8 protein-coding genes, 1 tRNA gene and 1 pseudogene are annotated in these 13,224 nt (G+C 62.3%); 3 read left to right on the top strand and 7 right to left on the bottom strand.

Annotation, left to right across the window (positions count from 1 at the left end):
• The first annotated feature begins 148 nt into the window (after positions 1-148).
• The 3 genes from selA (at position 149) to CKW11_RS01840 (ending at position 3,577) form a co-directional block, all read left to right on the top strand.
• Positions 149-1,561, top strand: a complete 1,413-nt coding sequence (selA, locus tag CKW11_RS01850; protein ID WP_095135930.1) for an L-seryl-tRNA(Sec) selenium transferase — start codon at positions 149-151, stop codon at positions 1,559-1,561.
• Positions 1,558-3,474 (top strand): selenocysteine-specific translation elongation factor, encoded by a 1,917-nt coding sequence (gene selB / locus CKW11_RS01845; RefSeq protein ID WP_095135928.1) that lies wholly within the window; start codon positions 1,558-1,560, stop codon positions 3,472-3,474. The genes selA and selB overlap by 4 nt, the downstream gene beginning before the upstream one ends.
• A 7-nt stretch (positions 3,475-3,481) precedes the next feature.
• Positions 3,482-3,577 (top strand) — tRNA-Sec (locus CKW11_RS01840).
• A gap of 206 nt (positions 3,578-3,783) precedes the next feature.
• Here CKW11_RS01840 and CKW11_RS01835 read toward each other — a convergent pair.
• The 7 genes and pseudogenes from CKW11_RS01835 to CKW11_RS01805 all read right to left on the bottom strand — a co-directional run bounded on the left by CKW11_RS01835 (position 3,784) and on the right by CKW11_RS01805 (position 13,215).
• On the bottom strand, positions 3,784-4,761 hold the full coding sequence (locus CKW11_RS01835; RefSeq protein ID WP_095135926.1) for a D-glycerate dehydrogenase: 978 nt from the start codon (positions 4,759-4,761) through the stop codon (positions 3,784-3,786).
• Between the two features lie 21 nt (positions 4,762-4,782).
• Positions 4,783-6,074 (bottom strand): annotated as a pseudogene (locus tag CKW11_RS01830) (MFS transporter); the annotation flags it as partial.
• A 96-nt stretch (positions 6,075-6,170) separates the two neighbouring features.
• Positions 6,171-7,178, bottom strand: coding sequence for a sugar kinase (locus CKW11_RS01825; RefSeq protein ID WP_095135922.1), 1,008 nt, complete (start codon positions 7,176-7,178; stop codon positions 6,171-6,173).
• Positions 7,171-7,953: a sugar phosphate isomerase/epimerase gene (locus CKW11_RS01820; protein ID WP_095135920.1), complete on the bottom strand. Its 783-nt coding sequence runs from the start codon at positions 7,951-7,953 to the stop codon at positions 7,171-7,173. Before CKW11_RS01820 ends, CKW11_RS01825 begins: the two co-directional genes overlap by 8 nt.
• Positions 7,954-8,107: 154 nt before the next feature.
• Positions 8,108-9,133, bottom strand: coding sequence for a LacI family DNA-binding transcriptional regulator (locus tag CKW11_RS01815; protein WP_095136753.1), 1,026 nt, complete (start codon positions 9,131-9,133; stop codon positions 8,108-8,110).
• Positions 9,134-9,298: 165 nt separating this feature from the next.
• On the bottom strand, positions 9,299-9,940 hold the full coding sequence (locus CKW11_RS01810; protein WP_095135918.1) for a DUF1345 domain-containing protein: 642 nt from the start codon (positions 9,938-9,940) through the stop codon (positions 9,299-9,301).
• A 176-nt stretch (positions 9,941-10,116) separates the two neighbouring features.
• Positions 10,117-13,215 carry an efflux RND transporter permease subunit gene (locus tag CKW11_RS01805; protein ID WP_095135916.1) on the bottom strand — a complete coding sequence of 1,033 codons (3,099 nt, stop codon included), beginning with the start codon at positions 13,213-13,215 and terminating at the stop codon, positions 10,117-10,119.
• Between the last annotated feature and the right edge of the window lie 9 nt (positions 13,216-13,224).

Below are 13,224 nucleotides of genomic sequence, written 5' to 3'. Positions count from 1 at the left end.
GCTCCCGAAGGGGCCGTGTCAGTCAGATTATTTGTGACGACTCACCGCATTCGCGAGCAAGCCCGCTCCCACAATTGGGGGCCGGTGTGCTGTATTTAGACGCGTTGCGTCAGGTTATGCCGGAGAGTCTTGTTTTCGGGAGTGGCTGATGTCTTCGAGCGTTGCCCTGCGGTTGCCTTCCATTGATGGTTTGTTGCGTCACCCGGCCTGCCTGCTGTTGGCCGAGCGTTACGGGCGTGAGTCGTTGCTGGCCAGTTTGCGTCAGTTGCTTGATGAGTTGCGTTTCAGCGTGTTGAACGGCCAATTGTCAGCCGTCGAAATCAGCCCCGACGTGCTCGCCGGGCGGGTTGGCGAGCGTCTGGCGCAGCAACAGCGCAGCAACGTGCGGCGGGTGTTCAACCTGACCGGCACGGTGCTGCACACCAATCTGGGCCGCGCCTTGCTGCCGGACGAAGCCATCGACGCGGTGCAGATGGCCGCACGTTATCCGCTTAATCTGGAATTCGATCTGGCCAGTGGCAAACGCGGTGATCGCGATGAGCTGATCGAAGGCCTGATCCGCGAACTGACCGGCGCTGAAGCCGTCACCGTGGTCAACAACAATGCCGCTGCGGTGCTCCTGACCCTGAACAGCCTTGGTGCGCGCAAGGAAGGCATCATTTCCCGTGGCGAGCTGATCGAGATCGGCGGCGCGTTCCGCATTCCCGACATCATGGCCCGCGCCGGTGTGCGTCTGCACGAAGTCGGCACCACCAACCGTACCCACGCCCGCGACTACGAAGCGGCGATCAGCCCGCGCAGCGGCTTGATCATGCGCGTGCATGCGAGCAACTACAGCATCGAAGGCTTTACCGCCCGGGTGCCCACCGCCGAACTGGCCGAGCTGGCCCATCGGCACGGCTTGCCGCTGCTGGAGGATCTGGGCAGCGGCAGTCTGCTGGACTTGACCCGTTGGGGGCTGCCAGCGGAACCGACGGTAAGGCAGGCGCTGCTTGATGGCGCGGACATCGTCACCTTCAGCGGCGACAAATTGCTCGGCGGGCCGCAGGCCGGGTTGATTGTCGGGCGCAAAGAGCTGATCGCGAAGATCAAGAAGAATCCGTTGAAGCGCGCCTTGCGGGTCGACAAGTTGACCCTGGCGGCGCTGGAGGCAGTGCTGGGCCTGTATCGCGATCCGGATCGTCTCGCCGAACGTCTGCCGAGTTTGCGCCTGCTGACTCGCCCGCAAGCCGACATCCTCGGCCAGGCTTGCCGTTTGCAACCGGCGATGGCTGAAGCCTTGGGCGAACCCTGGCAGGTCAGCGCCGTGCAGACCTTGGGCATGATCGGCAGCGGCAGCCAACCGGTGGCGCGGTTGCCGAGTGCGGCGCTGTGTCTGCGCCCGCAGGTGTCGAAACGCATGCGCGGGCGTTGTCTGCTGAATCTGGAAGCGGCATTGCGCCAGTTGCCGATCCCGGTGCTCGGGCGCATTGACGACGATGCGCTGTGGCTCGATCTGCGGCAGCTCGACGATGAACCGGCGTGGCTGGCGCAGTTGCCGCAGTTGCAGGTCGAGTCGTGATCGTCGGCACCGCCGGGCACATCGACCACGGCAAGACTTCGCTGCTGCAAGCGCTGACCGGGCAAGCCGGCGACCGCCGCCCGCAGGAGCGCGAGCGCGGGATGACCATCGACCTCGGTTATCTCTACGCGGAACTGGAAGCCGGTGCCGGGCTGACCGGGTTCATCGATGTGCCGGGCCACGAGAAGTTCACCCACAACATGCTCGCCGGTGCGCAGGGCATCGATCTGGTGTTGCTGGTGGTGGCGGCGGACGACGGGGTGATGCCGCAGACCCGCGAGCATCTGGCGATTGTCCAGTTGCTGGGCATTCCCCGGGCGCTGGTAGCGATCACCAAATGCGATCGGGTTGAAGCGGGCAGGGTAGAAGAGGTGCAGCGCCAGGTTCTGGATTTGCTCGAAGCCGGGCCATTCGCCGATGCGCCGACGCTGACCGTGTCGAGCGTGACCGGGCAGGGTGTCGATGAACTGCACCAGACATTGCTGCAGATTCAACGTGAAGTGCATGAGCGCAGTCGCGATGGTGGTTTTCGCCTGGCCATCGACCGCGCATTCAGTGTGGCGGGCGCCGGGATTGTGGTGACTGGCACGGCATTGTCGGGGACGGTTTCTGTCGGGGACAAACTGGTCCTCGGGCCGTCCGGAAAATCGGTGCGGGTGCGAGGCCTGCACGCGCAAAATCAGCCCGCCGAACAGGCCTTCGCCGGGCAACGGGTGGCACTGAATATCAGTGGCGATCGATTGACCCTGGAGCAGATCCATCGCGGCCAATGGCTGGTGGCGGAGTGGCTGCACGCACCGACGCAACGGCTCGATATCGAGTTTCAACTGCTGCCCGGCGAGCGCACGTTCGAACATTTTCACCCGGTGCATGTACATCTCGGCACTCAGGACGTCATCGCCCGTGTGGCGTTGCTCGAAGGTTCGCGCTTGAGCCCCGGTCAGCGCATGTTCGCGCAATTGCTGATCAACGCCCCGGTCCACGCGGTGAAGGGCGATCGCCTGATCCTGCGTGACCAGAGCGCGCAACGCACCCTCGGTGGCGGTCAGGTGCTCGACCCGTTCGCCCCGGCCCGACAACGCCGCAGCCCGGACCGGCTGGCACAACTGCAGGCGCTGGTCAGCGGCGACAGTCTTGAACAGGCGCTGCCGCTGCTGCTCGACCACAGCGCTGGCGGCCTCGATCCGCAGCGTCTGGAGCGTCAGTTCAATCGCCCGCGTGAACACTGGGCACTACCGGCCAACGTGCGCTTGATCGACACCCGCCAAGGGCCGGTGCTGTTCAACGTGCAGCGCTGGGGTCAGTTGAAGTTCACCCTGTTGCAGCAGTTGGCGAAATTGCACGAGCTGGAACCGGACCAGATGGGACCGGATCGCGATCGCCTGCGACGCTTCAGTGGTCTGGCGCTGGAGCGCTCGACCTTTGGCAGCCTGCTGGAAGAACTGCGCGCCGCCGGATCGATCAACGCCAGCGGGCCGTGGTTGCATCTGCCGGATCATCAGGTGCGTTTGAATGCTGAAGACCAAACCCTGTGGCAGCGCATGCAACCGCTGTTCGAACAGGCCGGGTTTGATCCGCCGTGGGTGCGCGCCGTCGCCACAGTGCTCGGTACGGAAGATGCCGTGGTGCGCCTGCTGCTGCGCAAACTGGCGCGCCTGGGGCTGATGCACCAAGTGGTGCGCGATCTGTTTCTGCCTGACGGGCAACTGCGGCGTATGGCCGACATTCTGTTGCAACTGGCACAGGAAAATCCGTCGATCCAGGTGACAACCTTCCGGGATGCGCTAGGCTTGGGACGCAAACGCTGTATTCAGTACCTGGAATACTTCGACCGCCTCGGCCTGACCCGGCGCATCGGCGAATCCCGGATGATCCGCCACGACAACGCGCTGGCCAGTGCCGACGCACCCTGAGTTCAAAGGAAGGCAATCGCGCCCGGTGGCGCGGCCGGGCTTCAAACCCGGTTGGGGACGGCATCCGTTCCCGGGCAGGTTCGACTCCGGCTGCCTTCCGCCAATTACGCAACTTTACCCAATCCCCTGTGGGAGCGAGCTTGCTCGCGAAAGCGGTATGTCATTCAACATCTATGTCGACTGGTCGTCCGCCTTCGCGAGCAAGCCCGCTCCCACAGTGGATGGGGGTTGCACACAAATTTTCTGTACACACCGAACCCTGTGGGAGCGGGCTTGCTCGCGAATGCAATCTGCCATTCAGCGCATTTTTCAGCCCTGCCAAGCCGACGGATTCACCAGATTCACCGGCTTCTCCCCAGCCAGAGCCGCCAGCAGATTGTCCACCGCACACCTGGCCATCGCCTCCCGCGTCTCATGCGTCGCCGAACCCATGTGCGGCGTTGCCACCACATTATTCAGCTGCAACAACGGCGAATCATGATTCAGCGGTTCACGCTCGAACACATCCAGCCCCGCTGCGCGAATCCGCTGATGGCGCAACGTGTCGATCAGCGCCGCTTCATCCACCACTTTGCCCCGCGAGATATTGATGAAGATGCTCTCGGGGCGCATCAGCGCAAACTGCTCGGCGCCGATCAGGCCTTCGGTCTGCGCGGTCAGCGGCAGGGTCAGGCAGATGAAATCCGCCTCTTGCAGTAGCGCCTCAAGGCTACGGTACTGCGCGTCAAAGCGCGCCTCGACCGCCGGTTTTCGCGACTGACTGTGGTAAAGCACCGGCATGCCAAAACCGAAATGTCCACGCTGGGCCAACGCCTCGCCGATGCGGCCCATGCCGATGATGCCCAGGGTCTTGCTGTGCACATCGGTGCCGAAATGCGTCGGGCCTATGTTGCGATGCCATTGGCCACTGCGCACCATATTCGCCAGCTCGACCACGCGCCGGGCGGTGGCGAGGATCAGGGCGAAACCGGTGTCGGCGGTGGTTTCGGTGAGCACGTCCGGGGTGTTGCTGAGGAGGATCTTGCGCCGGGTCAGGTAGTCGATGTCATAGTTGTCGACACCCACCGAGACGCTGGCAATCGCCTCAAGTTGTGGCGCCAGATCGAGCAGCGCGGCGTCGAGTTTCAGGCTGGCGCCGAGCAAACCGTGCGCGCCGGGCAGGGCGTCGCGCAGTTTCATCAAGCCGTCGGCGTCGAGGCTTTCGATCAGCGTCACTTCACACTGTTGCTGCAGACGCGACATCAGCGCCGGCGAGAGTTTCTTGTACAGCACGACTTGCTTTTTCATGAGCAAAAATCTCTTCAGGAATGCGCCGGCACGGGACGCGTGACTACGGCTTTGGCCACGACGCGATCACTGGCGCCGGGCTTGAGAAAAATCGTCAGCACCACCGACAGCAGCAACGCGCCGCTCATCAGCAAGTACGAAGCACCGGGCGAACCGGTGGAGCTGTTCAGATAGCCGACCAGATACGAGCCGCCGAACGAGCCCAGCGCGCCCATGCTGTTGATCAGCGCCATCGCGCCGCCGGCAACGTTGGCCGGAAGGATCTCCGGAACGATGGCGAAGAACGGCCCGTAAGGCGCGTACATGCAGGCGCCGGCGATCACCAGCAGCGTGTAAGACCACCAGAAATGTTCCGCGCCCAGGGCGTAGGAACCGTAGAACGCGACGGAGGCGATCAGCAGTGGCGGCCAGACGAAGCGTTTGCGCTTCTGCAGTTTGTCCGAGCCCCACGACACCGCGAGCATGCCAATCACCGCCGCCAGATACGGCAGCGCCGACAGCCAGCCGGCCTCGATCATGTCCATTTGTGCACCGGCCTTGAGGATCGACGGCAGCCACAGCACGAAGCCGTAGACGCCGATGCTCCAGCAGAAAAACTGCAGCGCCAGAATGATCACCTTTGGCGAACGGAAGGCTTCGGCGTAGTTCTTCACCGCTTTGATCCCGACCTGTTCGGCGGCAAGGGCGCTTTCCAGGTCATGCTTTTCCTGCTCGCTCAACCACTTGGCATGAGCGGGACGATCGTCGGCCAGTTTCCACCAGATAAACGCCCAGAGCACCGCCGGCAAACCTTCGATGATGAACATCCAGCGCCAGCTGAAGTGCTGCACCAGATAGCCCGAAACCACCGACATCCACAGCATCGTTACCGGGTTGCCGAGGATCAGAAAGGTGTTGGCTCGCGAGCGCTCGGCACGGGTGAACCAGTGGCACAGGTAGACCAGCATCGCCGGCATCACTGCGGCTTCGACCACGCCGAGCATGAAGCGGATCACGATCAGCCAGTAAGCGTTGGACACCACCCCGGTCAGGGTGGCGAGGCCGCCCCAGAAAATCAGGCTGAAGAAGATCAGCTTTTTCACGCTGTGCTTTTGCGCGTAGATCGCCCCCGGCACCTGGAAGAAAAAGTAGCCGAGGAAGAACAGCGCACCGAGCAATGAAGACAGGCCCGGGGTGATCATCAGGTCCGCGGCCATACCGGACGCGGCGGCGAAGCCGTAGTTGGCGCGATCCAGATACGCCAGGCTGTAGGTGATGAACACGATGGGCATGATGTACCACCAGCGGCGGGCGGCGAGGGTTGCGGTTTTCATGGTGTTGCTCCTGAGCTTGTTGTTTTTGTCGCAGCAGGTTCAATGAATTGGTTGTCTGAGCGGGCCTCATCGCGAGCAGGCTCACTCCTACAAGGGTTATGTGTTTGCCGCTGCAGCTGTGACTGGCGGAGATCCAATGTAGGAGTGAGCCTGCTCGCGATCAGCGGCCTCGAATTCAGCGACGAGTTCGGGCCGGGTCGGCAACCCCTCCATGTCCCCGCGACTCTGCACCGCCCGACTGCCAATCCAGTTCGCGCGTTGCACCGCCTCGGCAAAACTCTGATGCTCAAGCAGGGCACTGATCATGCCGACCGCAAAGCCATCACCCGCACCCACGGTGTCGACCACGTTGGCCACCGGCACCCCGGCGACAAACCCCTGATCCAGTTGCGTGCGGTAATAGGCACCCTGTGGCCCAAGCTTGATCGCTACGGCTTCGGCACCCTGATCGAGATAAAACGCGGCGATGTCCGCCGGATCTTCGAACCCGGTCAGCAGCCGTCCTTCGCTCAACCCCGGCAGCACCCAATGGGCGAGGGCGGCGAGGCGGTTGATCTCGCGGATCATTTCTTGCTCAGAGGCCCACAGGCTCGGGCGCAAGTTGGGGTCGAACGACACGCTGCGCCCGGCATGGCGCATGCGTGTCATCAGCTCGAACGACATTTCCCGGGCGGTTGCCGACAGCGCCGGCGGAATTCCGGTGGCGTGCAGGTGACGGGCGCCGAGCAAGGTGTCGCTGATCGACTGCACGGACAAATGACTCGCCGCCGAGCCACGGCGGAAATACTCGACTTGCGGGTCGCTGCCGTCGTCGTTACGCGACTTGAACTGGAAACCGGTCGGGTGCTGGTGATCGACCGCGACATGGCTGCAATCCAGACCTTCCTTGATCAAGGTCTCGACCACAAACCGTCCGAGGGAATCGCTGCCGACCCGGCTCAGCCACGCCACATTGAAACCCAGGCGCGACAAGCCGATCGCCACGTTGCTGTCGGCGCCGGCAATGCGTTTGTGAAAGTGCTCGACCGCAGCCAGATCACCGGTCTGCTCGGCGACCAGCATCGCCATGGTTTCGCCGAACGACAGAATATCGATGTCAGACATGGGCAGGCTCCAGACGCGATTGGCCGAGGCAGGCGAGGGCGGCGACGTGCTCGGTAGTCAGTGCCACCAGGTCATCGCCCTGCAATGGGTATTCGGCGGCACGCATGACGCCTTGGGCCATGTGCCGCAGCAGTTGTTCCCACAAATGCAGGTCGCTGACGGCCGGTGGCACGGCGACCAGTTTGCCGTCGGCGCGGCGCGCTACCGCTTTGCAATGCACGTAGCCGACGTGGCGTCCGAGCAGGCGCGCGGCGTTGGCGGCGGACTGGTCCTGCCACTGCCAGTTGCCGATGTCGAAGGTCATCTTGATCGGCAAATCATGCTGCTCGACCGCCGCGAAAAAACGCTGGAACGGCTCGATGCGGCCGCCATGCAAGGTCTGATCGTTTTCCACCAGCAACTGCACCGGACTGTTGCCCAGCAGTTGTTTCAGCACCTGCAAATCACAGTTGTCGGTGAAGTAACCGAGCGAGACCTTCAGCCATTTCGAGCCAAACGCCTCTGCATGTTGCAGGGCGCTGATCAACTCGGGATTGGGCCGCGCCTGACCGGCGAGCCACAGTTCGCTGGGCGACGAATAAATGCTTTGCAGGCCCTGCGCCCGGGCGGCGGCGTGCAGTTGCTCGGGCACTTCGCGGGTCAGCAACTCTTCGCGCCACTCGATGCGATCAGCGCCGGCAGCGGCCAGCACATCGATGAAGAAGTCCTGCCCGCGTTGGCGCACAAGCTCGGCGCCGTAGCTGGACAGGCTGATGGAAACGGCAGGTTTATTCATTGTTATCTACCTCTGAAACCGGTTTCATTTTTGTTCAAAAAAATCTGATTGATCTTCGTCGGGCGTTCGGGCGCCATCGCGAGCAGGCTCACTCCTACATTTGGAATGCGCTCCCCCTGTAGGAGTGAGCCTGCTCGCGATGGCGCCATAACAGTCACCGCAAAGATCCTCGGGTAGACCCGCGCTCAACCAGCACCGGCGCAAAATCCACTCTGCGCGCTACCTCGACATCCCCCCGCAAACGCTTGAGCAAACACTCAAACGCCCGCGCGCCAATCTCGGCTGTGGGCTGAGCGAGGGCGGTAATCCCGCTGCCGACCAACGGGTACCAATCCAGATCATCCAGGGCAATCAGCCCGACATCCTCGAACAATCGGCAACCGATTTCGCGCAAGGCGAGGGTGCAGGCCAACGCTGCCACGCCATTGGCGCAGAACAGCGCTTTCGGCCCATTCGCCGGTTGCTTCAAGAAGTGCTGAAGTTGAGTGGCAAGTTCTGCGCCGGTTTCCAGCACCGCCCCGGTCAGCCCGGAACGCTGGGCCATCTGCTGCTGAAAACTGCTGACCCGCTCGATCCGCGAACTGGTGCCGTCAAAAGGCTCAGTCACCAGCAACACATCGCGATAGCCGCGCTGCTCAAGGTGCGTCAGGGCCATCTCGACCGCCTGCGGGTTGTTCAGCCCGAGCATGTCGCTGTCGAGGCCATCGACCTTGCGATCCACCAGCACCAGCGGCATTTCCCGGTGCAGTTCGTGGAGTTCGTCACGGTGGTGGCCAAGGGTGTTCACGATCAGCCCTTCGATGTTGTACGAGCGCAACAGCGCCAGGTGCTGGCGTTCCTGTTCGTCATCACGGTCGGTGTTGCACACCACCAGGCTGTAGCCGTGCGCACGGCAGGCGGTTTCCACCCCGTGCATCACGGCAATCGAATAAGGGTTGCGGATATCGGCCACCAGCATGCCGATCAGGCGGGTGCGCCCACGTTTGAGGCCACGGGCCATCTGGTTCGGGCGATAACCCAGCTCGCTGATCGCCTGCTCGATACGCGAGGCGATGGCATCGGAGAGCAGGGCGCGGTCGTCGCCGATAAAGCGCGAGACGCTGGCCTTGGACACGCCGGCGCGTTCGGCAACATCAAGCATGGTCACGCGGCTGCGCTGGGCGGCGGAGAAGTCGTTCATGGTCTGAAACCTATTATTGGATTTATTCGTTTCGTGCGCCGCGATGGCGCTGAAACCGGTTTCAGGAAACACCAGAAGCCGACGCTCCGTCAAGTGAATGCGCGTGGTACTTCAACTTGGCGCCGACGGGCGGTGCTCAGCGTTACAGAAGTATCTGCGCAAAGCTCAGCCAAACAGGCCGGCAGCAATATTGATCGAAAACCCCAGAATCGCCGTATTGAACACAAATCCAATCAACGATTGCGCCAACACGATCTTGCGAATATCGCGAGTAGCAACGCCGACATCGGCAGTCTGCACCGCCACGCCGATGGTGAACGAGAAATACAGAAAGTCCCAGTAATTGGGCGTGGTCAGGCCTTCGGCAAAACGCAAGGCCGGTTCCTTGCCGTCCCAGGTGTAAAACAGGCGCGCATAGTGCACACAGAAGATCACCCCGATCACCAGCCACGAACCCACCACGGTGACGGCGGTGAACGCGTAATGCAGAAGTTTGCGATGGGTATCCAGATCCTTGGTGCCGGCCAGTTCCAGGGTGATGGCGGCCAGGCTTGCCAACGCTGCGATACACACCACGAACAGCACCAGTCCGGCGTTCTCGTCTTCAACGACGGCGATGCGTTTGACGTCCGGTGCCTTGGCCCGAGTGGCCAGCCAGAACATCAGGATCAGGTAAGTCCAGACGCCGGCATTCCAGCCGATGAGGATTTTGCTGACGATGGAGTCGGCAGGGATCAGCAGGCCAGTGGCAAGGCCAACCAGAGCGGCAGCGGACAGGCGAGGGTGGGTGCGGGCGAGAAAACGCATGGGGACTCGATGGGCCAGGATGTCTTTACACCTTAGCCCAGCGACGTCCGGGATGACCACTGACGTGACTGTTCGAATGACTTTGTGGGAGCGGGCTTGCTCGCGAAAGCGGTGTGTCAGCTACATCAGTATTGACTGACACGACGCCTTCGCGAGCAAGCCCGCTCCCACAGGGATCAGTGGTGTTTGCTGAAGCGTTGTACGAGCTTCATCACTACTACAAAGAACAATGGCACGAAGATCACCGCCAGCGTCGCCGTGATCATGCCGCCGATCACTCCGGTGCCGATGGCTTGCTGGCTCGCCGAACTGGCGCCAGTGGCGATGGCCAGCGGCACTACGCCGAGGATGAACGCCAGCGAAGTCATGACAATCGGCCGCAGACGCAGGCGCGCGGCTTGCAACGTCGCATCGATCAAATCGTGACCCTCGTCATACAGGCTCTTGGCGAACTCGATGATCAGGATCGCGTTTTTCGCCGACAGACCGATGATGGTAATCAGCCCGACCTTGAAGAACACATCGTTGGGCATGCCGCGCAAGGTCACCGCCAGCACTGCGCCGAGCACACCCAGCGGCACCACCAGCAGCACCGAAGTCGGAATCGACCAGCTCTCGTACAGCGCCGCCAGACACAGGAACACGATCAGCAACGACAGACCGAGCAAGATCGGCGCTTGACTGCCGGACAACCGTTCCTGCAACGACAGCCCGGTCCATTCCTGACCCAGACCCTTCGGCCCTTGGGCGACCAGACGTTCAATCTCCGCCATCGCTTCACCGGTGCTGTGCCCGGGCGACGGTTCGCCGGAAATCGCAATCGCCGGGTAACCGTTGTATCGGGTCAGTTGTGCCGGGCCTTGCGTCCATTTCGCCTGGACGAACGCCGACAGCGGCACCATGTGCCCGGCGTTATTGCGCACGTGCATTTTCAGCAGGTCATCAACCTGACTGCGCTGATCGCCTTCGGCCTGGACCACCACCCGCTGCATGCGCCCCTGATTGGGGAAGTCGTTGATGTAGGAAGAACCCACGGCGGTGGACAGCACGCTGCCGATATCAGCGAACGACACGCCCAGCGCATTGGCCTGCTTGCGGTCTACCTCCAGTTGCACCTGCGGCGCTTCGGCCAGCGCGCTTTCGCGCACGTTCATCAGCACCGGGCTTTTCTCGGCGGCGGCGAGCAGTTCGGTGCGCGCCTGCATCAATGTCGCGTGACCGAGGCCGCCGCGATCCTGCAGACGGAATTCGAAACCGCTCGACGTACCGAGGCCGTCAACCGGTGGCGGCAACACCGCGAACGCGATGGCGTCCTTGATCTGGCTCAGGGCAATGTTGGCGCGGTCGGCAATCGAAGTAGCCGAGTCGTCGCTGCCGCGTTCCGACCAGTCCTTGAGGGTGGTAAACGCCAGCGCCGCATTCTGCCCGCTACCGGAGAAGCTGAAGCCGAGAATCACCGTGCTGTCGCCCACCCCCGGTTCACTGGCGTTGTGCGCTTCGATCTGTTCGACCACCTGCACCGTACGGTTCTTGCTCGCACCCGGCGGCAACTGAATATCAGTGATGGTGTAACCCTGATCCTCGACCGGCAGGAACGAGGAGGGCAGACGCGCAAAGCACAACCCCATGCCGATCAGCAGCACGCCGTAGATCAGCAGATAACGCCCGCTGCGCTTCAGCGCGTAACCGACCCAGCCTTGATAACGATCGGTCAGTTGCTCGAAGCGGCGGTTGAACCAGCCGAAGAATCCGCTTTTCTCGTGGTGCTCGCCCTTGGCGATCGGCTTGAGCAGCGTGGCGCACAGTGCAGGCGTCAGAGTCAGGGCCAGGAACGCCGAGAACAGGATCGAGGTCGCCATCGACAGCGAGAACTGCCGGTAAATCACCCCCACCGAACCCTGCATGAATGCCATCGGGATGAACACCGCCACCAGCACCAGGGTAATGCCGATGATCGCCCCGGTAATCTGCTTCATCGCCTTGCGCGTCGCCTCTTTCGGCGACAGTCCTTCAGTGGCCATGATGCGCTCGACGTTTTCCACCACGACGATGGCGTCGTCCACCAGAATGCCGATCGCCAGCACCATGCCGAACATGGTCAGCACGTTGATCGAAAAGCCCAGTGCGAGCATGGTGGCGAAGGTGCCCATCAGGGCCACCGGCACTACCAGCGTCGGGATCAGCGTGTAGCGGATGTTCTGCAGGAACAGGAACATCACCGCAAACACCAGCAGCATCGCCTCGCCCAAGGTGTAAACCACTTTGGTGATCGAGACTTTGACGAACGGCGAGGTGTCGTACGGAATCTTGTATTCGACACCGGCCGGGAAATAGCGCGACAGCTCGTCCATCTTCGCCCGGATCAAAGTGGCGGTCGCCAAGGCATTGGCCCCCGGCGCCAGTTGCACGCCGACGGCGGTGGACGGCTTGCCGTTCAGGCGCGTGCCGAACTGGTATTCCTGACTGCCTACTTCGACCCGCGCCACATCGCCGATGCGCACGGTGGAGCCGTCAGGATTGGCCTTGAGCACGATGTCGGCGAACTCTTCTGGCGTCGACAACTGACCCTTGACCAGAATGGTCGCGGTGATTTCCTGCGAGGACGGATTGGGCAAGTCGCCAATGCTACCCGCCGACACCTGGGCGTTCTGCGCGACGATGGCGGCGTTGACATCGGCCGGGGTCAGGTTGAAACCGATCAGCTTCTGCGGATCGATCCAGATCCGCATCGCGCGTTCGGCGCCATACAGCTGCGCCTTGCCGACACCGTCGATGCGTTTGATCTCGTTCATCACGTTGCGCGCCAGGTAATCACTGAGCGCCACGTCATCGAGCTTGCCGTCGCTGGAGGTCAGGGTGATCAGCAGCAGGAAGCCGGCAGAGACTTTCTCCACCTGCAAACCCTGCTGGTTCACTGCTTGCGGCAAGCGTGACTCGACCACTTTGAGGCGGTTCTGCACATCGACCTGGGCCAGCTCCGGGTTGGTGCCCGGCTGGAACGTCGCTTTGATCGTCGCACTGCCGAGGCTGCTTTGCGATTCGAAGTACAGCAGATGATCGGCGCCGTTGAGCTCTTCCTCGATCAGGCTGACCACGCTTTCATCGACGGTCTGCGCCGAGGCACCGGGGTAGACGGCGTAGATTTCGATCTGCGGAGGGGCAACGTCGGGGTACTGCGCCACCGGCAATTGCGGGATGGCCAGCGCACCGGCCAACAGGATGAACAGGGCGACAACCCAGGCGAACACCGGGCGATCGATAAAGAACTGCGGCATATAAAAGCG

This window comes from Pseudomonas sp. Irchel s3a10 (assembly GCF_900187525.1).
In the GTDB taxonomy this organism is placed as follows: domain Bacteria; phylum Pseudomonadota; class Gammaproteobacteria; order Pseudomonadales; family Pseudomonadaceae; genus Aquipseudomonas; species Aquipseudomonas koreensis_G.
This window is presented reverse-complemented; position numbering and strand designations above follow the sequence as displayed.

Bases quoted from the DNA above. Each gene is read 5' to 3' on its own strand.
- selA (WP_095135930.1), top strand. From the start codon at position 149: ATGTCTTCGAGCGTTGCCCTGCGGTTGCCTTCCATTGATGGTTTGTTG.
- CKW11_RS01835 (WP_095135926.1), bottom strand. From the start codon at position 4,761: ATGAAAAAGCAAGTCGTGCTGTACAAGAAACTCTCGCCGGCGCTGATG.
- CKW11_RS01825 (WP_095135922.1), bottom strand. From the start codon at position 7,178: ATGTCTGACATCGATATTCTGTCGTTCGGCGAAACCATGGCGATGCTG.
- CKW11_RS01820 (WP_095135920.1), bottom strand. From the start codon at position 7,953: ATGAATAAACCTGCCGTTTCCATCAGCCTGTCCAGCTACGGCGCCGAG.
- CKW11_RS01815 (WP_095136753.1), bottom strand. From the start codon at position 9,133: ATGAACGACTTCTCCGCCGCCCAGCGCAGCCGCGTGACCATGCTTGAT.
- CKW11_RS01810 (WP_095135918.1), bottom strand. From the start codon at position 9,940: ATGCGTTTTCTCGCCCGCACCCACCCTCGCCTGTCCGCTGCCGCTCTG.
- CKW11_RS01805 (WP_095135916.1), bottom strand. From the start codon at position 13,215: ATGCCGCAGTTCTTTATCGATCGCCCGGTGTTCGCCTGGGTTGTCGCC.